Genomic DNA, 23,816 nt, shown 5'->3' on the forward strand with positions numbered 1-23,816 from the left:
CCGCAACGGCCGACTCCGCATCACCCCGGCGACCTGCTCGCGGCCCGCTGTCCGGAGCGCGACCGATGCCAAGCCGGCCGAACCCCGCAACCGCCAACCCCGCACCACACCAGCGGCCCACTGGCCACCCGTCGCACGGAGCGCGACCGACGACAAGCCAACCGATCCGCAGCCGAGCAGGCCAAGCACCCGCGGCGACCATCCCCGCCACCCTCCCAGCCACGGAGCGAGAGCGATGAAAACCGTTCCGGGACCGGCGAACCGCGTCGTCGTCGTGGGCGCCGGGCTGGCCGGCCTCGCGGCCGCCCTGCACCTGGCCGGCCGCGGGCGGGAAGTGACCGTCCTCGAACGCGATCCCGGGCCCGGCGGCCGCGCGGGACGCGTCGAACGGCACGGCTACCTGCTCGACACCGGCCCCACCGTGCTGACCATGCCGTCGATCCTCGCCGACACCTTCGCCGCCGTCGGAGCCGAGCTCGGCACCGAACTGCCGCTGACGCGGCTCGACCCGGCGTACGTCGCCCGGTTCGCCGACGGCAGCACGCTGCCCGTGCACACCGACGCGGCCGCGATGACCGACGCGGTCCGCGACTTCGCCGGCCCCGCCGAAGCCGCGGGCTACACCCGGCTGCGCGACTGGCTGACCCGGCTCTACCAAGCCGAATTCGGCCGGTTCATCGACGCGAACATCGACTCCCCGCTCGGCATGCTCCGGCCGGAACTGGCCCGGCTCGTGGCCCTGGGCGGGTTCCGGCGGCTCGACGGCCGGATCGGGGAGTTCCTGAGCGACGAGCGGCTGAAGCGGGTTTTCACCTTCCAGGCGCTCTACGCGGGTGAATCCCCGATGCGGGCACTGGCCCTGTACGCGGTGATCTCGTACATGGACACCGTCGGCGGGGTGTACTTCCCGCCCGGCGGCATCGCGGCCCTGCCCCAGGCGCTCGCCCGCGTCGCGGCCGACGCCGGGGTCAAGTTCGGCTACGGCGACGCCGTGGCCGAACTCGAACGTGCCGGGTCCCGCGTCACCGCGGTCCGGACCGCTTCCGGGGTCCGCTACCCGTGCGACGCCGTCGTCCTCACCACCGAACTGCCCGAGAGCTACCGGCTGCTCGGCCGGCAGCCGCGGCGGCCGGTCCCGCTGCGGGCCGCGCCGTCCGCGCTCGTCGTGCACGTCGGCGGCCCCGCCACGCACCCCGCGCTCGCGCACCACACCATCTCCTTCGGGCACGGGTGGCGGTCGACCTTCGACGAACTCATCACCCAGGGCCGGCGGATGAGCGATCCCTCGCTGCTGATCACCCGGCCGACCGCCACCGATCCCGGGCTCGCCCCGCCCGGGCGCCAGCTCTACTCCGTGCTCGCCCCGGTGCCCAACCTCGACCGCGGCCCCGCGGACTGGGCGGCCGAAACGGACTCCTACGCGGAAGAGGTCCTCGACGTGGCCCGGGCCCGGCTGCTCCCCGGCTTCACCCCGGACTTCACGCACGTCATCGGGCCGGCCGAGTGGGCGGACCGGGGCCTGGTCGCCGGGACGCCGTTCAGCTACGCCCACTCGTTCGGCCAGACCGGGCCGTTCCGGCCGCGGAACTTCCCCCGCGGGACCGAGAACGTCGTCCTGGCCGGCGGCGCCACGGTGCCCGGCGTCGGGGTGCCGACCGTGCTCATCTCCGGCAGACTGGCTGCCGACCGGATCACCGGAGGGACGCGATGACCCGACGCGAACTCGACGCCGCCGGCATCCGCGAGCCCGGGCTGCGCGCGGCCTACACGTGGTGCCGCGAGCTCAACGCCCGGCACGGCCGCACGTACTTCCTCGCGACGCGGCTGCTGACCCCGGCGCAGCGGCCGGCGATCCACGCGCTCTACGGCTTCGCCCGCTGGCTCGACGACATCGTCGACGAACCGGACGACGACGCCACGCCCGCAACCCTCGACGCCCGGCTGCAGGAGGTCGAGAAGCGCTTCCTCGCCGACCTCGACGCCGGCGCGAGTGACGACCCGCTGCTCACCGCGGTGATCGACACGGCGGCCCGGTACACGCTCGCCAAGGCGTACTTCGAAGCCTTCTTCACCTCGATGCGGATGGACCTCACCGTCACCGGCTACGCCACCCGGGAGGAACTCGACACGTACGTGCACGGCTCGGCCGAGGTGATCGGGCTGCAGGTGCTGCCGGTGCTCGGCACCGTCGCCCCGCGCGAAGAGGCCGCGCCGAGGGCCGCCGCGCTCGGGAAAGCCTTCCAGCTCACCAACTTCCTGCGCGACGTCGCCGAGGACCTGGAACGCGGCCGCGTCTACCTGCCGGCCGACGAGCTGGCCGTGCACGGCGTCGACCGCGCCCGGCTGCACTGGTGCGCCGCCCGGGGACGGGCCGATCAGCCGGTCCGGGCCGCGATCCGCAACCAGATCGCCGTCACCCGCGACATCTACGCCGAAGCCTGGCCGGGCATCGCCATGCTGCACCCGGTCTCCCGCCCGTGCGTGGCCACGGCGGCGCGGCTGTACGGGGGCATCCTCGACCGCATCGAGGACGCCGGCCACGACGTCTTCGCCGGGCGCGCGGCGGTTTCGCGCGGGCAGCGGCTGGCGGTGGCGTGCGGGGCGGTCGCGCGGACGCAGTGGGCCCGGCGGCGCCACCCGGCACCGGCGCTCCCGGTGGCGGTGGGCTGAAGTGGGCAAGGCCGAATACCTCGTCGTGCTGGCCGCCTGCGTCCTGGTCACCCTGCCGCTGGAGATCGCGGGCGCGCGGGTCTACCGGCAGCCCCGGCGGCTGGCGCGCGCGGTGCTGCCGGTCGCGCTGGTGTTCCTCGTCTGGGACGCGCTGGCGATCGCCGGCGGCGTCTGGGACTACGCGCCCGAGCACGTCACCGGCCTCCGCGCCCCCTTCGCCGTGCCGCTGGAGGAAATCCTGTTCTTCGTGGTGATCCCGATCTGCGGGGTGCTGACCTACGAGATCGTCCAGCTCACCCTCGCGGTGCTCCGGCGGTTCGGCAGGCAGGAGGCCCGCCGGTGATCCCGTGGGGCTACACCGTGCCCGCCGTCGCCGCCGTGGCCGCGGTCGTGCTGGCCGAGCTCTTCCTGCTGCGCACGGGGTTGTTCCGCCGGCCCGCCTACTGGATCACGATCGCCATCGTGACCGCCTTCCAGATCCCGGTGGACGGCTGGCTGACCAAGCTTTCCGACCCGATCGTGCGCTACGCCCCGCAGCACATCACGAACTGGCGGGTGCCCTGGGACATCCCGGTCGAAGACTTCCTCTTCGGCTTCGCCCTCGTCACCGCCGTGCTGCTGGTGTGGGAACGAGCCGACCCCCGACGGGAGCGAGCATGAACGCGATGGCGAAGGACGGTCTCCCCCGCGGCGCGGTGCCGTCGGCCTTCGACACCGAAGCGCGGTGGTACGACCGGCTGGTCGGCGCCAATCCGGGCTACCACGAGCACCTCCGGCTCTCGGCCCAGCGGCTGGAGCTGCCGTCGGACGGAACCGGCCTGCGGCTGCTGGACGCCGGCTGCGGCACCGGCGCGTCGACGGCGGCGCTGGTGTCCGTCGCGCCCGGCGCCGAGGTCACCGCGTTCGACGCCTCCGGCGAGATGCTCGCGCGGGCCCAGGCGAAGGCCTGGCCGGACGGCGTCACCTTCGTCCACACGCCGGTCGAGGACCTCGACGGCATCTCCGGCCCGTTCGACGCGATCCTCGCGGCGTACCTGCTGCGCAACCTCGAGGAACCGACCCGGCAGCTGCGGCGGCTGCGCGGGCTGCTGCGTCCCGGCGGCCGCATCGCGGTCCACGAGTACTCCGTCCACGACTCCCGGCGTGCCCGGTGGGTGTGGAACGCGGTCTGCGCGGGCGTGATCATCCCGCTCGGGAAAGTCACCACCGGCGACGCGACCCTCTACCGCCACCTGCGCCGCAGCGTGTGCGAGTTCGACGGCATCGCCGCGCTCGCCGGCCGGCTCACCGACGCCGGCTTCACCGACGTCCGCACCGCCACGATGCCGGGCTGGCAGGACGGCATCGTCCACACCGTTCTCGGCACCAACCCGCAGGAGCACCCGTGACCCGCCCCCTCGGCACCGACCGCCGGATCGAGACGCGCCCGGCCCCGCCCGGCCTGGCCGACGCCGGGCTGCTCGGCCGGCGCCCCACGGCGGCGGTCGTCGGCGGCGGCATCGCGGGCCTCACCGCGGCCACCGGGCTGGCCGAGCGAGGCGTCACGGTGACGCTCTTCGAGCGCGACGGCCACCTCGGCGGGCGGGTCGGCGGCTGGGCCGACCGGCTGCCGGACGGCACCCCGGTGACGATGAGCCGGGGCTTCCACGCCTTCTTCCGCCAGTACTACAACCTGCGGTCGCTGCTCATGCGCACCGATCCCCGGCTCGACCGGCTGACCCCGCTGGCCGACTACCCGCTGCTGGACGCGCAGGGCCGCACGGACACCTTCGCGGGTCTCCCCCGGACGCCGCCGTGGAACGCGCTGGCGTTCGCCTGGCGCAGCCCGACGTTCACCCCGCGGGACCTGGTACGCATCAACGGCCGCGGCGCCCTGCCGCTGGCGACGGTCAGCGTCCCGGAGACCTACCACCGGCTCGACGGGACCGACGCCGCGAGCTTCCTCGACGCGATCAACTTCCCGGAAGCGGCCAAGCACCTGGCGTTCGAGGTGTTCTCGCGCAGCTTCTTCGCCGATCCCCGCGAACTGTCCGCGGCGGAACTGGCGACCATGTTCCACCTGTACTTCCTGGGCTCCAGCGAAGGTCTCGTGTTCGACGTGCCCACCGAGCCGTTTCCGCAGGCGCTGTGGGACCCCCTGGCCGGCTACCTGGCCGACCGCCGGGTGACCATCCGGACGGGCACCCCGGTGGCTTCGCTCGACCGCACGTCCGAGGGGTTCGCGGTCACCACGGCGGAGGGCACCACGCAGTTCGACGCCGTGGTGCTCGCCTGCGACGTGCGAGGACTGCGCGAGATCGTCGCCGCTTCACCGAGCCTCGCCACGCCGGAGTGGCGGGCGGCCGTGGCCGGACTGCGCACGGCACCGCCGTTCCTCGTCCGCCGGCTCTGGCTCGACCGGCCCGTCGAGGCCACCCGGCCGCCCTTCCTGGGCACCGGGAGCGTGCCGCCGCTGGACAACATCAGCCTGCTCGACCGCTACGAGGGCGAGGCACGGCGGTGGGCGGCGCGCACCGGCGGCTCGGTCGTGGAGCTGCACGCGTACGCGGCCACGACCGACGACCGCGAGACGCTGGCGAAGGCCGTGGACGACCGGCTGCACGCGATCTACCCCGAGACGCTCGGCGCGCGGGTGACGGCGTCGATTTCCTTGTGGCGGGAGGATTGCCCGCTGTTCGGGCTCGGCGGCTTCGCGCGGCGTCCGACGGTCGGGACCCCGGACCCGGCACTGGCGCTGGCCGGCGACGGCGTGCGGATCGACCTCCCGGTCGCGCTGATGGAACGCGCGGCCACCACCGGCTGGGCCGCGGCCACCACGCTCCTGGCGGGCTGGGGCCTCGCCGGGCACCCCCTGCGCTCGGTGCCCAACCGCGGCCGCATCGGCCTGCTGATCCGGCTCGCCGCGACGAAGTACTTCGGCGGGTGAGCGGGATGCCGGACCACGAAGTCGTCATCGTCGGCGCCGGGCTCGCCGGGCTGGCCGCCGCCATCACGCTGCACCGGGCCGGGGTTCCGTGCGCGGTGCTGGAGGCCGCGGACGACGTCGGCGGCCGCGTGCGCACCGACGTCGTCGACGGCTTCCGCCTCGACCGCGGGTTCCAGATCCTCAACCCGGCCTACCCGGCGATCCGGCGGCTGGTGGACGTCGGCGCTCTGCGCCTCGGCCGGTTCTGGCGCGCGGTCCGGGTGGCCGACGACGACCGCGTCTCGCTGCTCGGCCACCCGCTCGACACGCCCAAGGCGATCCGGGACATCGCGGCCCGGCGTTACCTGTCGGCGAAGGACCTGGCCGCGCTCGGCACGCTGTCCGCCCGCGTCGCCGCGGGGCCGGCCCAGTCCATCATCGACCGCGCCGACCGCACGACGCTCGACGAACTGCGCCGCGCCGGCGTGTCGGCGCGGGCGGTGGAAACCGTGTTCCGGCCGTTCCTGTCCGGGGTGTTCCTGGAGCGCGAACTGACCACATCGGCCCGGTTCTTCCAGCTGGTGTGGCGCAGTTTCCTGCGGTCGGCGCCGTCGTTGCCGGCGCTGGGCATGGGTGAGCTTCCGCGGCAGCTCGCCCGGGTGCTGCCGACGTCGGCGGTCCACCTGGGCACGCCCGTCGAGGAGGTCCGGCCGGGCCGGGTCCGCACGGCGGGCGGCGAGGTGTGGACGGCCCGCGCGGTCGTCGTCGCGACCGACGGTTCCACGGCCGCCCGGCTCACCGGGGTCGCGGAGCCGCGGTGGAACAGCGGGACGACGTGGTACTTCGCGCCGCCGCGCTCGCCGTTGCGCGAGCCGGTCATCGTGATCGACGCGCGCGGCGGGCCGATCACCAACACCAGCGTGGTCAGCGAGGTGTGCCCCACCTACGCCCCGCCGGGGGCGGCGCTGGTGAGCGCCTCGGCGTTGACGACGCTGCCCGAACCCGAGGTGCGCCGGGCGCTGGGCCGGGTGTACCGCACGGACGCGACGCTCTGGCCGCTGGTCGCCCGGTACGAGATCGCCCACGGGCTCCCGGCGATGCCACCACCGCACGAGCTCCGGCGGGACGTCCGCCTGGGCGAAGGCCGGTACGTGTGCGGCGACCACCGGGACACGAGTTCCCTCCAAGGCGCCCTGGCGTCCGGCACCCGGGCCGCCCGCGCCGTGCTCACCGACCTCGGCCGACCGGGCCGGGCGGAGCGCTGACCGCGACCCGCACTACGGCATCCGGGCGGAAACTCGCTCCCCGCTCGGCGAAAACCGCCCGGATCCCGCCGTTCGGCCACCACCGATCGTGTGGTTTCCCCGGGCTTCGTCGCTGGATGGAGTGAAAACCACTTCGTGATCTTCGGTGTTCCGGCCCAGTGCACCCGTGGTTTACGTACGCCGGATCCGGTGCCGTGCCCCGTTGAGCCCCTTGACACAGGGCGCTCCGGGTGACGTCTTCCCGTCCTGCTAACGAAATCCGGCGTTCTCCGTCTTCCCGAGGCAACCCGCAGTAATCCCGGCCTTCGGAAGGAAGTCCATGTCGCGGAGATCATTGTTCGTCGCGTTGATCACGGTCAGCGCCTTGCTCACCCCGGCCGCGGTGGCGGCCGCGGCGCCACCCGGGGTCGATCCGGCCACCGTCGACCTCACGCTCTCCGCCGGGCAGAGCACCACCGTCACCAAGCACGTCACCACCTCCGCCGTCCCCCCGAACCCCGACCTCGTCCTGCTCGCCGACACCACCGGCAGCATGGCCGGCGCGATCACCAACGTCCGCACCAACGCCGGTGCCATCACCGGGGACGTGCTCGCCGCGCAGCCGACCGCCCAGTTCGGCGTCGCCGAGTACAAGGACTTCAGCGACTCCGTGCCCTTCAAGGTCAACCAGGGCATCACCGGCGACACCGCCGCGGTGCAGGCCGGGATCAACCAGTGGGCCGCGTCCGGCGGCGGTGACCTCCCGGAAGCCGACCTCAACGCGCTCTACGAACTGGCCTCCGGCGCGGTCACCTTCCGCCCGGACGGCACCCGCATCATCGCCTGGTTCGGCGACGCGCCGTCGCACGACCCCAGCGGCGGGCACACCCTGGCCCAGACCATCGACGCGCTCAAGGCGGCGAACATCCGCGTGGTCGCGGTCAACGTCGGCGCGCTGGACGCCGACGGCCAGGCGAGCGCGATCGCCACGGCCACCGGCGGCGTGCTGCTGAACAACGTGCCGTCGAACCAGGTGTCGCAGGCCATCCTCGCCGGCATCAAGTCCATCGAGGTCACGGTGACCCCGAAGGTCACCACCTGCGACCCGCAGCTGACGCTCGCCAACGCCCCGGCGAGCGTCAAGGTGCCCAGCGGGGACGTCGCCACGTTCACCGAGACCGTCACCGCCAAGGCCGACGCCGCGCCCGGCACCTACCACTGCACGGTCGACTACCTGGTCGACGGCGTGTCACGCGGGTTCGTCGAGACGACGACCGTGCGGGTGCTCGGCCTGAGCATCAACGACGTCACGGTGACCGAGGGCTCCGGCGGCGCGCCGGTGCCGGCCACCTTCACCGTGTCCCTGCTCGGCGGGGCCGCCCCGAACCCGGTGTCGGTGCACTACGCCACCGGGAACGGCACGGCGACCGCACCGGCCGACTACCAGGCGGCGAGCGGTGAGGTGACCTTCGCACCCGGCGAAACGACCAAGCCGGTGACCGTCCTGGTCAACCCGGACACCGTCGACGAGCCGGACGAGACGTTCACCGTCACCCTGTCGGCGCCGTCCGGCGCCGGGCTGGTCGACCCGACCGGCGTCGGCACGATCGTCGACGACGACCGCGACGGCGTCTTCTCCTGCACCGGCACCGCCGCGAACGTCATCGGCATCACCGCGGCCGTGGCGAACCCGGCGAACCTGCCCTGCGCCGACGACAGCAAGACCGTCCTCGACGCGACGCTCAACGCGGGCCTGATCAAGGTCCAGACCCACGCGCTGACGTCCTCGACCGACCTGGCCCCCGACAACCAGTCGGCGGCTCCGGCGGCCGGTGACCACGCGCAGGCGTCGGCCAAGATCGACAAGACGGTGATCAGCACGGTCGGGCTGACCATCGAGCTGGGCGTGATCCAGTCCCAGGCCGCGGCGACGTGCCAGCCGGCTCCGGGCGGCCTCGCCCCGGCGCTGACCGGCAGCTCGAGCGTCGCCTCGCTGAAGATCAACGGCGTCTCGGTCACGGTGGGCACGGCCCCGGTGACCATCGCGCTGGTCATCGGCTCGCTGAAGCTGAACGGCCAGACCATCGCGAACGGCGTCGTGAAGCAGCAGGCCGTCGCGCTGGAAACCCCGCTGGCGAAGATCGTGCTGGCGGAGTCCCAGGCCGACGTGCACGGCACCGCCGCGCACCCGGCGGGCAATCCCTGCACGCGCTGATCCGGTGAACCACCCGGGGCGGGCGGCCGCCGCCCGCCCCGGGGCTCACAGCTCGTGGGCCGTCGTGTCGCCGGTGGTCACCAGCAGCGCGCTCCAGGCCGCGGCCGGGCTGATGTTGAGCAGCACCGCGCGGCCGTCGAACTCCCCGGTTTCCCGGGCGCTCGACAGGTTGAAGAACACGTCGTTGGGCCCGAGGTGGCCGTAGCGGGCCAGGTTGCCGAAGCACGCTTTCGCGATCGGTACGCCGATGGCCTCCGACCAGTTCCGGAACGCCGCCGTGGACAGGTTCTGGGTGAGCCAGCACGGGACGTCGGCGGGGCTCAGGCCGTTGCGGCCGAGCAGGCGGGTCACCAGCGCCCGCAGCCGGTTGCGGGTCTCCACGGCCAGCCGGAACGAATAGGCCGCCGGGTCGGTGCACTCTTCCCGCCACCGCGCGAACTCCTCGTCGCGGTACTCGACGCGGAACAGGTCCGCGTAGGCGCCGTTCGTCTCCAGCAGGATGTCCCGGATCCGGAGATTTCCCCGACGGCGCAGCAGAAGCGCGCCACCGCTGTCGCCGTTGACCGTGACGGGGTGGCGGTAGCGCCCGGGGGTGGCGGGCTTGCTCCCGTGCAGGACGAGCACGTTCGCCAGGTCCGGGTCGGCGCGCAGCAGCCCGCTTGCCGCGAGCAGGGCCGGGGTGAGCGACGCACAACCGAGCCCACCGACCGAAAACGCCATCGCCCGCCCGGCGCCGAGCATCGCCTGCAGCCGGGTGGCTTCCGAGCTGACCAGCGTCTGCGGGGCCCGCGGCTCCACCGTCAGGACGACGTCGACGTCGCCGCTGTCGAGGCCCGCGGTCGCGAGCACCCGCCGGCCCGCCCGGGCGGCCAGCTCGGCCGCGGTGAGCGTGTCGTCGGCGGGCACCCGGTCGATGCCCAGTGCGGCGCAGGTCGCGCGCTCGACGTCGGACAGCGTGGCCAGCTCCGGCAGCTCGGCGACGGCGAGCGCGGTGTCCGGCAGGTACCAGGCCGACGCGGCGAGCGCGATCACGGGAGTTCGGTGAAGGCGCCGAGGATTTCGTCGGCGAGCGCGTCCAGCCGCTCCTGGCCGACGCCGCCGGCCACGGCCAGCCGCAGCGCGCCGTCGCGCACCGCACTGGTGACCACCAGCGGGAACCAGGACGCGACCGCGCGCTTGAGGTTCACCGAAAGGTCCCAGCGGGTCCGCAGGAGCCGGACGCCGGAATCGAACGCCGAAGTGTCGCTCGGCCCGTGCAGCACCAGGACCTCCGGTTCCGGCAGGGCGCGCAGCCGCGCGGTGCCCGGCGAGTCCGGGGAGACGTGGCGCAGCATGCCGTAGCCGACGCCGTCGTTCGGCACCGACCGCGCGCGGTCGGTGATCTCCGGCAGGCAGTCGCGGGCCGCGGTGCCCGGCCCGACCGGCAGCACCAGCGGGTGCAGCGTGGTGAACCAGCCCACCGACGGGCCGCGCCCGGCCAGCCGGAACGGGTTGGGGGTGGCCTCCCCTTCGGTCATCACGAACGCGCTCGGCGCGTCCTGCCACCGGGCCAGGCCGCAGGACACCGCGCACAGCGCCGCCTCCCGGCCCTGCGCGCCCCCGGCGGACAGCAGCGTCGCGACCGCGGGGTCGTCCAGGGTGCGGGCGGTGATGCCGTCGCCGGGCGAGCCGCCGATGGTCCCGGCGGCGCCACCGGCCCGCAGCGTCGCCGTCCAGTAGGTCAGTTCCGCCGAGAGGTCGTCCGAAGCGGCCATCGCCCGCAGGTGCTCGGCCCACTCCCGCCACCGCGGCGGGCGGGGTGCCAAGGCCGGGGTGCGGCCCGCCGCGAGGTCGGCCAGCAGCACGTCCAGGTCGTCGAGAACGACCACTGTGGACATGTTGTCGAAGACGAAGTGGTTGACCAGCAACACGAGCAGCCCGCCACGGGCGCGGCCGCGGTCGTAGTGGCGGACGCGGAACAGCGGCCCGCGCGCGGGGTCCATCTCCGCCTTCATCGCCAGGCAGTCGTCGGCGACGATCCCGAGCTCCTCGTCGGTGGTCAGCGGCGGGAGCACCATCGTGTCGAACACGTCCGCCGCGGTGACGTCGGCGACCTCGAGCCGGGCCCCCAGTGCGTTGCGCCGCAACCGGTAGCGCAGCGGTTCGTGCAGCGTCAAGAGGTGCCCGATCGCCGTCCGGATCGCGGCCGCGCCGATCCCGGGCGTGGTTTCCACCGTGTGCACGTCGACGAAGTCCCCGACGTCGTCCGGCATCCGGTGCAGGAAGCTGAGCATGATCGGGGTGGGCGGGATCGGGGTGGGTGGGATCACTCTCAGCGGCTCGGGCGTCGCGGCGGCGACCGGCGCCGCGGCGGGCACGGGGTCCGGGCCGTCGACGACGGCGGCGCGGGCCAGCTCGCCGAGCGTGCGGCACTGCAGCAGCTGCTGCGGGGTGAAGTGGACGCCGTCCTTCGCCGCCCGCGCGGCCACCCGGACGCCGAGGACCGAATCGCCGCCGAGGTCGAAGAAGTTGTCCTTCGGGGAGACCGGACCGGCGGTCAGCAGGTCCGCGCAGATCGCGGCGAGGACCCGTTCGGCGTGGGTGACGGCGTCATTGTCCACAAAGGAAGGTGCGGCCATGGCGGGCTCCCGGTGGCTGGTGGCGGGGACCGGCTCGCCGTCGACGGCCGGCAATGCGTCGAGCGGGCAGCCGGGTTCGCGCAGCACGGCGTCGAGCAGGCCGGGCAGCAGGCGGGCGAGCGCGTCGGCCGTCTCGCGGTCGAACAGGGCGGTCGCGTACTCGAAGTAGCCGTCCATCGGCCCGTCCTGCTGGTCGATGACGCCGACCGTCAGGTCGAACTTCGCGGTGCCCGGCGCGATGCCGGCGACCGTGCCGCTGTCGGAGAAGCGCGAGCAGCCGAGGCCGCCCAGCTCGGCGGTGTCCTGTGGGACGTTCTGGTAGGTGTAGGCGACGTCGAACAGCGGCTGGCGGCCGGGTTCGCGCGGCCCGCACACCGCCGAGACGATCTTCTCCAGGGGGATCTCCTCGTGGTCGAGGACCTGCGCGACGGTGTCCGCGCAGCGCCGGACCAGCTCGGTGAACGACAGCGATCCCTCGACCCGGGTGCGGAACGGCGGCAGGTTGTTGAAGTACCCCATGAGGTCGTGCGTCGCCGGGTGCGTCCGGCCGGAGGTGGCCACGCCGACGACGACGTCGGTGAACCCGGCCCAGCGGTGCAGCAGGGCGTCGACCAGCGCGAGCATCGTGACGAACGTCGTCACGCCGTGTTCGCGGCTGAACTTGCGGGCGGCTTCGGCCGCCGGTTCGGCGACGGTGAACTCCACGAGGTCGCCGTCGAAGGTCTGGACCGCCGGGCGCGGCCGGTCCAGCGGCAGCTGCGCGGTGGGCAGTCCGGCCAGTGCGGCGCGCCAGAACCGCAGGCCGCGCTCGAGCGTCTCCCCCGTCAGCCGCTTCCGCTGCCAGGCCGCGAAATCGGCGAACTGGAACGGCAAGCCGGGGAGGTCCGGCGTCCGGCCGGCCAGCCGTGCCTGGTACAGCTCGGTGAAGTCGCGGAAGAAGATCGTCGGCGACCAGCCGTCGAAGACGATGTGGTGGTAGGTCCACAGCAGGACGTGGTCGTCTTCGGCCAGGCGCACCAGGGTGATCCGGACCAGCGGGCCGGTGGCCAGGTCGAACGGGCGGACGGCTTCCCCCTCGGCCAGTTCGTGCGCCGCGGCGTCCCGCTCCGCTCCGGGCCGGGTGCTCAGGTCGTGCACGACGAGCCGGGGCCCGGGTTCGGCGAGCCGGGTGAACGGCACGCCGTCGTCGTCGGGGATGCAGGTGCGCAGCACTTCGTGCCGGGCGAGCAGGTCGTCCACCGCGCCGGCGAGCGCGGCTTCGTCGAGGGGGCCGGCCAGCCGGAGGTCGTGCGGGATGTTGTAGAGCGCGCTGCCGGGGTTCAGCCGGTCGAGGTACCACAGTTGTTCCTGACCCGCCGACAGCGGCAGCGGGCCGCCGCGCGGCAGGACCGTGATGGCGGGGAGGTCTTCGGACGGGCCGCGCTCGGCCCGCACGGCCTCGATGCGGGCGGCGAAGGCCCGCACGGTCGGGTGGCCGTACAGGTCGGCGAAGGTCAGCTCGACGCCGAAGTCGCGTTCCATGGTCCGCAGCGCGGTGATCGCCGCGATCGACGTCCCGCCGAGGGCGAAGTAGTCCGATGTCCCGGTGAGCCCGTCCTCGCCCAGGGCCCGCGCCCAGATCTCGGCGACCCGGCGCTCGGTGTCCACATCGGACACCGGAGCCGGCGGAGGTTCCGGAGCGCGGGTGCGCACGGCCGGGGCGCCCGGCCGGCGGCACCAGCAGCGGACGCTTTCGAGCGGGTACGCCGGGGCTTCGATCCGCGGTGCGGGCGCACCGGCGTAGTGGCGGTCCCAGTCCAGCCGGACACCGAGCCGGTAGAGCGACGCCAGCTGCCGCAGCACCGCCCGGCGGCCGGCCCCGGCGATCAGCTCGACGCAGCCGAGCTCGGGGGCCAGGCGGCGCATCGTCCGCGACAGCACGCCGCCGGTACCCAGTTCGACCAGCACCGCGCCGTCGCGGACGAACCCGCGGACCGCCTCGGCCAGCCGGGCCGAGTCGAGCGCGGCCCCGACGGCCCGGTCCGCCGCGGCCGCCAGGCCGTCCTCGAGGGACAGTTCGCCGCGCGCGATCCGCACCGACAGGTTGCCGGCGCCCGAACCGACGAGGTGGGTGTCGGGGATGCCCAGCGACCGGGCCAGCCGGTGGAGCGCGTGGTGGACGGCGACCAGCCGGGGGCCCGGCTCGGCGGGCAGCGGGTCGTCGCCGAGGACCGGCCAGGCCGCGCACAGGTCCGCCCAGAGCTCGGGTTCGACGCCGCCGTCGCCGGAGAAGAGCAGCACCACCGGCGGGTCGTCCGCGGCGGGTGCCTCCGGGACGGCGGCCGACCGCAGCGCCGCCGCGAGGCCGGCGGGTTCGTCGGCGACCACGGCGATCCGGAACGGGTGGTCGTCGCGGCCGCGGTTCATGGCGTGGCCGATGGGGAGCACGCCGTGCCCGCTCTCCCCGGCGAACGCGGCGAGGCGGTCGCGATAGGTGGCGAGGGCGGCCGCCGACTTCGCCGACACCGTGACCAGGTGGCTCGTCTCCGCCGGTTCGGCGGGCACCGCGGGCGGTGGGGGCTCCTCGACGATGGCGTGCACGTTGGTCCCGGTGAGCCCGAACGAGCTCAGGCCCGCGCGCCGCGGGCGGCCTTCGTCCCACGGGCCGAAGGCGGGGTTGACCCGCACCGGGCCGCCGAAGTCGATCAGCGGGTTGGGCGTCTCGAAGTGCGCGGTCGGGTACCGGACGCCGCGCCGCACGCTGAGCAGCACCTTGACCAGCCCGGCGACCCCGGCGGCGTTGTCCAGGTGGCCGATGTTGCCCTTGATCGAGCCGATCGCGCAGGACGGGGTCGTCACCCCGGCGTCGAGGAACGCCTGCCGCAGGGCCTCGACCTCGACGACGTCGCCGAGCGGGGTCGCCGAGCCGTGGCACTCGACGTACCCGACGGTGGCCGGGTCGACGCCGGCGTCGCGCCAGGCCGCGGTGATCACCTCGGTCTGCGCCGCCCGGCTCGGCGCGCTCATGCTGGCCATCCGGTAGCCGTTGTGGTTGACCGCGATGCCCTTCAGCACGGCGTGCACGTGGTCGCCGTCGGCGAGCGCGGCGGCCAGCGGCTTGAGCACGACGATGCCGCCGCCTTCGCCGCCGACCGCGCCGGTGGCCTTCTCGTCGAACGGGCGGCACCGGCCCTCGGGCGACTCGACGCCGCGGACCGGGACGTGCCCGGCCACCCGGATCGGCACCGGCCGCACGCTGACGCCGCCCGCCAGGGCCAGCTCCGCGGCCCCGCTGCGCAGCAGGGCGACGGCGTGGGCGACCGCGACCAGGCTGCCGCTGCACGCGGTGTCGAGGACGAGCGCGGGCCCGGTGAAGTCGTGGCGGTAGCTGATCCGCGCCGCGAGTGCCGCCCCGATGATGCCGAGGATCTGCTGCGGATCCTCCTCTTCGAAAAGGTCTTCGTAGTCACTGCGCGAGCTCCCGAGCACGACCGCGGTGCGCGATCCCCGCAGGGCCTGCGGTGCGTAACACGCGTTCTCGAGGGCTTCGTGGGCCAGCTGCAGGATCAGCCGCTGGTGCGGGTCCATCCAGGCGGCCTCGGCCGGCGGCACGCCGAAGAAGCGGTGGTCGAAGCGGTCGATCCGATCGAGGTAGCCCATCGGCAGGTAGCCGGGCCCGGCCGCGAAGCCGTTCTCCCGCAACCGTTCCGCGCCGGGCTGCCCGACCACGTCCCGGCCTTCGGCGAGCAGGTCGTGCACGGCGTCCGGCCCGTGGGCGCCCGGGAGCAGGGCGGCCACCCCGATGATCGCCACGTCGTCGTTGCGCACCGGCTCCGACCTCCTAGAGCTCGTAGTCCTTCGGCGGGTTCAGGCCGCGGTCCACCGCCCGGCCCAGTGCTTCGAGCGTGGGGTGCTCGAGCATCAGGGCCAGCGCCCCGACGGTGGGGTTGTCGAACAGCGCCCGCGGCGGCAGCGCCGTGCCGAAGTCCGCGCGCAGGCGGGCGGTGACCCGCAAGCACAGCAGCGAATCGCCGCCGAGGGCGAAGAAGTCGTCGTCGACGCCGACCCGCTCGACCGCGAGCACGTCGGCCCAGATCCGGCTCAGCGCCCGCTCGGTGGCGGTGCGGGGCGCGAGGTAGGCCGGGTCGTGGCCGGCCGGTCGTTCCGGAACCGGCCGCGCCGGCGGGCGATCGGGCGGCGGTGCGGTCTTCCCGGCCGGTTCGCGCAGGAGGCCCACGAGTTCGCCGGTGAGGGCCTCGGCCGTGCCGGCGTCGAACAACGCGGGGTCGTAGCCGAGCCGCAGGCTCAGCGGTTCGTCGTCGCGCGCGCTGCCGTGGGCCACGAGGACCAGGGGGTAGTTGGTGATCTCGACGGCGGTCAGCTCCGCCACGTGCAGCCCGCGTTCGGCCAGGGCGCCGGAGTCGAACGGGTAGTTCTCGAAGACGATGATGCTCTCGAAGAGGGCTGCCCGGGCGGGCAGGCCGCTCCAGCGGCGCAGCGCGGCCAGGGAGACGTGCCCGAACCGGCGCGTCTCGGCCTGGTCGGCCTGCAGGCGCCGGAACCAGCCCGGCCGGTCTTCCGCCTCCGCGACGGTGACGCGGACCGGCACGGTGTTGACGAACATGCCGACGATGGTGTCCACGCCGGGCAGCTCGGGCGGGCGGCCCGACACGACCGCGCCGAAGCAGACGTCCGGCTCGCCGCCGTGCCGGGCGAGCAGCCGTGCCCAGCAGCCCTGCACCACGGCGTTGACGGTCACCCGGTGCCGCCGCGCGAAAGCGGCCAGCCGTCCGGAATCCACAGCGGACAGTTCGCGTTCCACTGTGGACGTCGAGCGGGTGCGGTGCGCCCGGCCGGGTGGCCGGTCGTAGGGCAGCCGGGTGGGCGTGAGTCCGGAAAGGACCTTCCGCCAATGGGCTTCGGCCGCTGCCGCGTCCTGCCGGGCCAGCCAGGCGAGGTGGTCGGCGAACGGGCGGCGCCGCTTGGCGGGCAGTCCCGAGAGGTGCGCGAGGACGTCGGTGAGCACCTCGAAGACGCTCCAGCCGTCGAGGAGGACGTGGTGGAAGGTCCAGAGCGTCCGGATCCGGGTGTCGTCCAGCCGGATCAGGGTGACCCGCATCAGCGGCGGCACGGCCGGGTCGAGCCCGGCTTCACGGTCGGCGGCGAGCAGCTCGGCTTCGCCGGGTGCGTTCCCGTCGTACACGGTCACCGGCAGGGTCACGGCCCGGTGCACCACCTGGACCGGCTCGCGGACACCGGTCCAGCGGATGGCGGTGCGCAGCGCGGGGATCTCGTCGACGGCCCGTCGCCAGGCGCGTTCCAGTGCGGCCGGGTCACCGGCGCCGGTGAGGGTGAAGCAGATCTGCTCGAGGTAGGTGCCGGGTTCGGACAGGCTGTGGAACAGCATCCCGGCCTGCATCGGCGTGAGGGGGTAGACGTCTTCGACGTGGCGGCCGTCGCCGAGGAGCCGGTCGAGCTCCGGCTGGGTGGCGGCGGCGAGCGGGAAGTCGGAGGGGGTGCGCCCGCCGGCCCCCGGTTCGGCGCAGTGGGCGGCGATTTCGCGAAGCGCGGCGAGCACCTCGGCGGCGAGGCGGGTGACGGTGTTGGGGTCGTGCGCGCCCGGGGAGTAGGTCCATTCGAACTCGAGTTCGCCGCCGGCGGTGACGGCCGCGGTGACGTCGAGCCGGGCGGTGCCGGTGACGTGCGGTGCGCGGCTCAGCCCGATGGCGGAGGGAGCGCCCCGGAACAACTCGGTCCCGGCGGCACCATCCGGCCCCGCCCCGCCAAGACCCGCCCCGGCGCTTTCGGGCTGCTCGGCGTCGGCCAGGTCGAAGCGGCCGAGGTAGTTGAACGCCGCCACCGGCCGGGGGGCCGGCAGCTCTGCCTTCCCCAAGTACCGCAAAGCGCCGTACCCCAAGCCGCGGTCCGGGGTCGCGCGCAGGCACTCCTTCACCGACTTCAGCACCGCGCCCCAGCCGCCCTCCCGCGGGATCTCCACCGGGCACGGGTACAACGTCGTGAACCACCCCACGGTCCGGGACAGGTCCACGTCGCCGAAGATCTCCTCGCGGCCGTGGCCCTCCAGTTCCAGCAGCACCCGGTCCTGCCCCAGCCACCCGGCCAGGACGCGGCCGAGCGCGCTCACCAGCACGTCGTCGATCCGGGTGCGGTACGCGGCCGGGGTGTCGCGCAGCAACGCCGCCGTCTCCGCCGGGTCGAGCCGGACCGTCACCGCGCGGGGCGGCCGCGGGTCGCCGCCGGGCGATGCCCCCGGCGCCGGCCGCCGCCAGTGCGGGAGCTGGTCGTCGAAGCCGCCCGCCGCCACGTGCCCGGCCAGGCGCCGCGACCAGTCGCCGAACGACGTGGTCCGGGGCGGCAGCTCCGGCGGCCGTCCGGTGCGGGCCGTGCGGTAGGCCGTGCGCAGGTCGGCGAGGAGGATCCGCCACGAGACGCCGTCGACGATCAGGTGGTGGGCCGCCAGCAGCAGCCGCGAGCCGTCCAGCACCGCGGTGAACAACGCGCCGCCGTCAAGCTTGAAGAAGTCCATAGTGGACACTGTTCCGACGCGGAACACGGTGGTGGGAACGGTTTCCGCGTACTCCTGCCGCCAGGAGCCGCCGAGCCGGCGGAACCGCAGCCGGAGGGCGTCGTGGTGGCTGACCAGCGCCGCGATCGCGGTTTGCAGCGCCGGGTGGTCGACGTCGGCGGCGAGTTCGGCCGACACCCACTGGGTGAAGTGCCCGCGGTGCTCGGTGACCGTCTCGAAGAACCAGTGCTGGATCGGCGACAGCGGCACCGCGCCGGACGGCCGGGGCGCCTCGCGTGCCGCCGGTTCCTCCCACACCCCCGCCGCGGCCAGCTCGGCCGGGGTCTGCCGGAGGAAGACGTCCTTGGCGCTCAGGCGCAGCCCGAGCTGCCGGGCCCGGGCCACGACCTGGATGCCGAGGATCGAGTCCCCGCCCAGCTCGAAGAAGTTGTCCCGCGACCCGACGCGCTCGACGCCGAGCACCTCGGCCCACACGCGGGTCAGCAGCTCCTCGGCCGGACCGCGGGGCGCGGTGCGGGTCCCCGCGGCCCGCGGCCGCGGCGCCGGCAGCGCCCGGCGGTCGAGCTTGCCCTGCGGCGTCAGCGGGAACCGGTCCAGCAGCACCAGCGCGCCGGGGACGAGGTGGCCCGGCAGGCTCTTCCCCAGGAACTCCCGCAGCGCACCGGGCTCCACCGGACGGCGTGGCACGACGTACCCGGCCAGCCGCTTGTGGCCGGGGGTGTCCTCCCGCGCCAGCACGGCGGCCTCGGCGACGTCCGGGTGCCGCCGCAGCGCCGCCTCGACCTCGCCCACCTCGATCCGGAAGCCGCGGATCTTGACCTGGTCGTCGGACCGGCCGAGGAAGTCGAGCACCCAGTCCGCGCCGGCGCGCCAGCGCACGACGTCCCCGGTGCGGTACAGCCGGGTGCCGTGGCCGAACGGGTCGGCGACGAACCGGTCGGCGGTCAGCCCCGGCCGGTCCAGGTAGCCGCGGGCCAGGCCGCTCCCGCCGACGTACAGCTCGCCGGGCACCCCGGCCGGCACCGGGTCGAGGTGGCGGTCGAGCACCAGGCAGCGGGTCCCGGTGATCGGCCGCCCGATCGGCACCGGCCGGTCGCCGTCGCCGGCCCGGACCCGGTGGCAGGCGGTGAACGTGGTGTTCTCCGTGGGCCCGTACCCGTTGACCAGCTCCAGGTCCGGCCACCGGCGCAGGGCCGCCGCGCACTGCCGCGGCGAAAGGACGTCGCCACCGGAAACCAGCCGCCGCAGCCCCGCGAACACCCCGGGGTCGGCCGCCGCCACCTCGTGGAACATCCCGGCGGTCAGCCACAGCGCGGTGACGCCCTCGGCACGGACGAAGGCGCCGAGGGCGTCGACCGACGGGACGTCGTCGGGGTCGATCGCGAGCCGCGCCCCGGACAGCAGCGCGCCCCAGATTTCCAGCGTCGAGGCGTCGAACGACAGCGGCGCGTACTGCGTCGCGACGTCGTCCGGGGTGAGCCGGGCGTACGGGTCGGCGCACAGCCGGGTCACCGACCGGTGCTCGATCAGCACGCCCTTCGGCCGGCCCGACGAACCCGAGGTGTAGAGGACGCAGGCCAGGTTTTCCGGCCGGCCCCGGCCGGGCGGGGCGCTGCCGGGCGTCCCATCGACGTCCGAGATCAGCACGCGGGCCCCGCGAGGGACCCGGTCGCGTACCGCGTGCGTGGTGACCACGGTCGTGGCCCCGGAATCCGCCAGCAGCAACGCCAGCCGCTCGTCCGGGTAGCGCGGGTCGAGCGGGACGTAGGCGCCGCCGGCCTTCAGGATGGCCAGCATGCCGACGACCGCGTCGATCCCCCGTGGCACGCACAGCCCGATCCGGACGTCCGGCCCGGCGCCGTCCGCGATCAGGCCGGGCACGAGCCGGTTCGCGCGCGCGTCCAGCTCCCGGTAGGTCAACGCCGTGCCGGCGCAGGTCACCGCGAGGGCGTCCGGGCACTCGCGGACGCGCTCGGCGAAGACGTCGAGCACGGTCAGCCCGGGTCCGTCCGCCGTCGAACGGCCCACCGCCAGCAGCTCGCGTCGTTGCGCGGGCGCCGGGAACGGCAGCCGGGACAACCGGCGGCCGGGATCAGCGGCGATGCCGGTGAGCAGGGTGAGCAGGTTTTCGGCCAGCCGCCGGATCGTGCCGGCGTCGAACAGCTCGGTGCTGTACTCGGCGGTGGCCCGCAGGCCGCCGTCCCGCGGCTCGAACTCGAGCGTGAGGTCGAACTGCGCCGAGCGCCGGGGCAGGTCGAGCTCCTCGACCGCCAGCCCGCTGAGCTCGGGGACCGCCGAGGGCGCGTTCTGCAGCACCACCATGGTGTTGATCAGCGGCGAGCGGCTCGCGTCGCGATCCGGGGCGAGCAGCTCGACCAGGCGGCCGAACGGGACGTCGTCGTGGCCCATCGCGTCGAGCACCGTCGAGCGGACGCCGGTCAGGAAGTCGGCGAAGGATGGATCTCCATCGAATCGGGAGCGGAGCACCACGGTGTTGACGAAGAAGCCGACGAGGTCCGCCAGCTCGTCCCAGGACCGGCCGGCGGTCACCGTGCCGATCGCGATGTCGCGCTGGCCGGTGTAGCGCGCGAAGAGGACCTGCGTCGCCGCGATCAGGGTCATGAAGAGCGTGGCGCCGCGCTCCCGGCCGAGCTCGGCCAGCCGGGCCGTCACGGCCGCGGGCACGGTGAACCGGTGCGTCGCGCCCGCCGTTCCCCGCACGGCGGGCCGCGGCCGGTCGGTCGGCAGTTCGAGCGCCGGCACCCCGGCCAGCTGCCGTTCCCAGTAGGCGATCCGGTCGTCCAGCTCGGGACCGGCGAGCCGGTCGCGTTGCCAGGCGGCGAAGTCGGCGTAGCGCAACGGCAGCGCGGGCAGCTCGGCCGCCGGGTCCGAGTACAGCCGGCCGAGCTCGCCGGCGAGCACGCCCATCGACCAGCCGTCGGTGACGATGTGGTGCAGCACCAGCAGGAGCAGGTGGTCGTCGTCGCCCAGCTCGAACACCGTCGCCCGCAACAGCGGGCCGCGGGCGAGGTCGAACGGCCGCTGCACCTCGGCGAGCAGCTCCCGCTCGAGGTCTCCGGCGGCACGGACGTCCGGCCGGATCTCCGGTGGCGGCCCGACGACCTGGACGCCTCGCCCCCGCACGGTGGGGAACGTCGTCCGCAGCGATTCGTGGCGTCCGGCCAGCGCGGTCAGCGCCCTGGCCAGCGCGTCGACCGAGAGCGGCCCGCGCAGCCGGAACCCCGCGGCGGTGTTGTATTCGGCGCCGCCCGGGGCGAGCTGGTCGAGGAACCAGAGCCGCTCCTGCCCGGAGGACAGCGGCAGCGCGGTGCCCGGCGCCGCCGGCACCGGCGCGTGGCCGGCGTGCGCGGCCGGCAGGGCCGCCGCGAGCCCGGCGACCGTCCGGTGCCCGAACACGGCCTGGGCGGGCAGCGCCGTGCCCAGGCGCCGGTTGAGCGTGCCGGCCACCCGCATGGCGAGGATCGAGTCGCCACCCAGCTCGACGAAGTCGTCATCCGCTCCGACGCGGTCCAGGCCCAGTGCCTCGCACCAGACGCCGGCGACCAGCTCTTCCGCCGGGTTCCGGGGCGCGGCGCCGTCGCCGCCGGGGCGGCCGGGCTCGGGCAGGGCGCGGCGGTCGACCTTGCCGCTGCCGGTCAGCGGCAGGGCGGCCAGCTCGACGAACCGGGCGGGCACCAGGTGCTCCGGGACGCGGCCGCGCAGGTAGGCCCGCAGCCCGGTCACGGACGCGGCCTTCGGCACGACGTAGGCGACGAGCTGATCGGCGTCGCGGCCGTCCCGTCTCGCCACGACGGCCGCGGCGGCCAGTCCGGGGTGGCCCAGCAGGGCCGCTTCGGCCTCGGCGGGGTCGACGCGGATGCCGCGGATCTTGACCTGCCCGTCGGCTCGGCCGAGGAAGTCCAGCAGGCCGTCGTCCCGGCGGCGTACGCGGTCGCCGGTGCGGTACATCCGCGAGCCGGGCGGCCCGGCCGGGTCGGCGACGAAGGCGGCGGCGGTCGCCCCGGGCCGGCCGAGGTAGCCGCGCGTCAGGCCGGGCCCGGCCAGGTGGAGCTCCCCCTCCGCGGCCGGCCGCAGCCCGGCGTCCAGCACCTGGACGCGGGTGCCCGCGACCGGACGGCCGAGCACCGCGCGGCCTTCGGGAACGATGTCGCAGACCAGACTGTCCACTGTGGTCTCGGTGGTGCCGTAGGCGTTCCGGACCACCACCCCGGCGGCCGTCAGTGCGGCACCGAGGTCCGCGCCGACGGGCTCGCCCCCGGTGACGACCACCCGCGGCCGCGCCGGACCGTCCAGGAGGCCGGCGAGCAGGAGCATCCGGACGTGGGAGGGCGTCGCGTCGAGCACGTCGGCGCGCGCGGCGGCCAGCGCGGCGACGGTCGCCCGCGGATCGGCCCGCTCCAGCACGTGCAGCTCGTGCCCGGCGAGCATCCACAGGAGCGGAACCCAGGAGGCGTCGAAGGACAGGGCGGCGGTGTGGGCCACCCGCAGCCGCTCGCCCGCGGTGGCGGTGGCGGTGGCGAAGATCCCGGCGTGGTGGGCGGCGAAGAGGGCGAGGAGCCCGCGGTGGGTGCCGAGCACGCCCCGGGGCCGCCCGGTCGAGCCGGAGGTGTAGAGGACGTAGGCGAGGTTGTCGGGCCGGATCCGCGGGAAGGCGACGACCGGGTGGTGGCCGCCGCCCGCCACGAACACCGGCACGCACCCCGGTGGCAGGCTTCCGGCCGGCTCCGGCTGGGTCACCACCAGCACGGCCCCCGCGTCGGCGAGCAGGGCGGCCCGGTGCCGGGCCGGGTGCGCCGGGTCCAGCGGGACGTACGCCGCCCCCGCCTTCAGCACGCCGAACACCGCCACCACCATGTCCACGCCGCGCTCGGTCAAGAGCCCGACCCGGGTCTCCGGGCCGGCCCCGTGCGCGGCCAGCCGCGCGGCCACTTCGTCGCTGCGGGCGGCCAGTTCCGCGTAGCTCAGCCGGGTCCGGCCGCACACCACCGCGGTTTCCGCGGGGGTGCGGTCCACCCGGTGGGCCAGCAGGTCGCCCACGCTGTTCAATGGTCCGGTCGTGGTAGTCATCCCCAGAATTCCCATGCACGATGCCGGAATTCCGGCGGTGCCGAACTCCGGATACTTCCAGCGGCTTCGCGCCCCCGGCAAGCCGCCGATCGAGGGACCGGCCGTCACTGTCCATAATTGCCGCCGACCACAAGGGAAATTGATCGTCCAAGATGGACACTGTGGACACTCCGAATTCCGGGAAGGCGATTACGCCGTTCGGCGCCGCCGGTGCGCCGCGGACCGTGTTAGCTTCGGACGGGGGAATTCGTCGAGGGAGGGCGCGTGGCAGGCCACCAGCCGGTGCACACCGGCGTCACCGCCGAGGAGATCTTGGCCGAATTGACGGGCTTCTTCGCCGCCGCGACGGCCGGGAACACCCCGGGCCCCGACGAGGACTACTTCACGCTGGGGCTGGTGAATTCCCTGCTGGCGCTCGAGCTCGTGGCACACGTCGAACGCCGGTTCGGCATCGAAGTCGCGGTGGCGGACCTCGACCTCGACAATTTCCGGACCATGAACCGCGTCACCGCCTTCGTGCTCCGGAAACGATCGGCCGGAACTCCGTGAC

Annotated in this window: 12 protein-coding genes; 9 read left to right on the plus strand and 3 right to left on the minus strand. The window is 74.6% G+C overall.

Annotated features, from left to right (window positions below):
* Nucleotides 1-235: 235 nt before the first annotated feature.
* The 8 genes from crtI to AB0F52_RS25240 all read left to right on the plus strand — a co-directional run bounded on the left by crtI (nucleotide 236) and on the right by AB0F52_RS25240 (nucleotide 9,034).
* Nucleotides 236-1,711, plus strand: a complete 1,476-nt coding sequence (gene crtI / locus AB0F52_RS25205; protein ID WP_360175638.1) for a phytoene desaturase family protein — start codon at nucleotides 236-238, stop codon at nucleotides 1,709-1,711.
* Nucleotides 1,708-2,670 carry a phytoene/squalene synthase family protein gene (locus AB0F52_RS25210; protein WP_360175641.1) on the plus strand — a complete coding sequence of 321 codons (963 nt, stop codon included), beginning with the start codon at nucleotides 1,708-1,710 and terminating at the stop codon, nucleotides 2,668-2,670. The genes crtI and AB0F52_RS25210 overlap by 4 nt, the downstream gene beginning before the upstream one ends.
* Nucleotide 2,671: 1 nt before the next feature.
* On the plus strand, nucleotides 2,672-3,013 hold the full coding sequence (locus tag AB0F52_RS25215) for a lycopene cyclase domain-containing protein (protein WP_103342234.1): 342 nt from the start codon (nucleotides 2,672-2,674) through the stop codon (nucleotides 3,011-3,013).
* Complete coding sequence (locus AB0F52_RS25220; RefSeq protein ID WP_360175644.1) at nucleotides 3,010-3,330, plus strand: lycopene cyclase domain-containing protein; 321 nt, start codon at nucleotides 3,010-3,012, stop codon at nucleotides 3,328-3,330. The genes AB0F52_RS25215 and AB0F52_RS25220 overlap by 4 nt, the downstream gene beginning before the upstream one ends.
* Nucleotides 3,327-4,058 (plus strand): class I SAM-dependent methyltransferase, encoded by a 732-nt coding sequence (locus AB0F52_RS25225; RefSeq protein ID WP_360175647.1) that lies wholly within the window; start codon nucleotides 3,327-3,329, stop codon nucleotides 4,056-4,058. The genes AB0F52_RS25220 and AB0F52_RS25225 overlap by 4 nt, the downstream gene beginning before the upstream one ends.
* Nucleotides 4,055-5,596, plus strand: coding sequence for an NAD(P)/FAD-dependent oxidoreductase (locus AB0F52_RS25230; RefSeq protein WP_360175650.1), 1,542 nt, complete (start codon nucleotides 4,055-4,057; stop codon nucleotides 5,594-5,596). Before AB0F52_RS25225 ends, AB0F52_RS25230 begins: the two co-directional genes overlap by 4 nt.
* A gap of 5 nt (nucleotides 5,597-5,601) precedes the next feature.
* Nucleotides 5,602-6,840 (plus strand): NAD(P)/FAD-dependent oxidoreductase, encoded by a 1,239-nt coding sequence (locus tag AB0F52_RS25235; RefSeq protein ID WP_360175653.1) that lies wholly within the window; start codon nucleotides 5,602-5,604, stop codon nucleotides 6,838-6,840.
* 319 nt (nucleotides 6,841-7,159) lie between these two features.
* On the plus strand, nucleotides 7,160-9,034 hold the full coding sequence (locus AB0F52_RS25240; RefSeq protein ID WP_360175656.1) for a Calx-beta domain-containing protein: 1,875 nt from the start codon (nucleotides 7,160-7,162) through the stop codon (nucleotides 9,032-9,034).
* 45 nt (nucleotides 9,035-9,079) lie between these two features.
* On the opposite strand, the gene AB0F52_RS25245 is transcribed toward AB0F52_RS25240, so the two are convergent.
* From AB0F52_RS25245 to AB0F52_RS25255, 3 genes are read right to left on the minus strand one after another with little or no spacing between them, the layout of a single operon-like run.
* Entirely contained in the window at nucleotides 9,080-10,066 is a 987-nt protein-coding gene (locus AB0F52_RS25245) for a 3-oxoacyl-ACP synthase (RefSeq protein ID WP_360175659.1), read from the minus strand.
* Entirely contained in the window at nucleotides 10,063-15,459 is a 5,397-nt protein-coding gene (locus AB0F52_RS25250) for a condensation domain-containing protein (RefSeq protein ID WP_360175662.1), read from the minus strand. Before AB0F52_RS25250 ends, AB0F52_RS25245 begins: the two co-directional genes overlap by 4 nt.
* 13 nt (nucleotides 15,460-15,472) lie before the next feature.
* The gene (locus AB0F52_RS25255) at nucleotides 15,473-23,266 is read right to left on the minus strand and encodes an amino acid adenylation domain-containing protein (RefSeq protein ID WP_360175665.1); all 7,794 of its coding nucleotides are present in this window, start codon (nucleotides 23,264-23,266) and stop codon (nucleotides 15,473-15,475) included.
* 264 nt (nucleotides 23,267-23,530) lie between these two features.
* On the opposite strand from AB0F52_RS25255, the gene AB0F52_RS25260 reads away from it, so the two are divergent.
* Nucleotides 23,531-23,815 carry an acyl carrier protein gene (locus AB0F52_RS25260; protein WP_360175668.1) on the plus strand — a complete coding sequence of 95 codons (285 nt, stop codon included), beginning with the start codon at nucleotides 23,531-23,533 and terminating at the stop codon, nucleotides 23,813-23,815.
* Nucleotide 23,816 lies beyond the last annotated feature (1 nt).

The organism is Amycolatopsis sp. NPDC024027 (assembly GCF_040638975.1).
Classification (GTDB): domain Bacteria; phylum Actinomycetota; class Actinomycetes; order Mycobacteriales; family Pseudonocardiaceae; genus Amycolatopsis.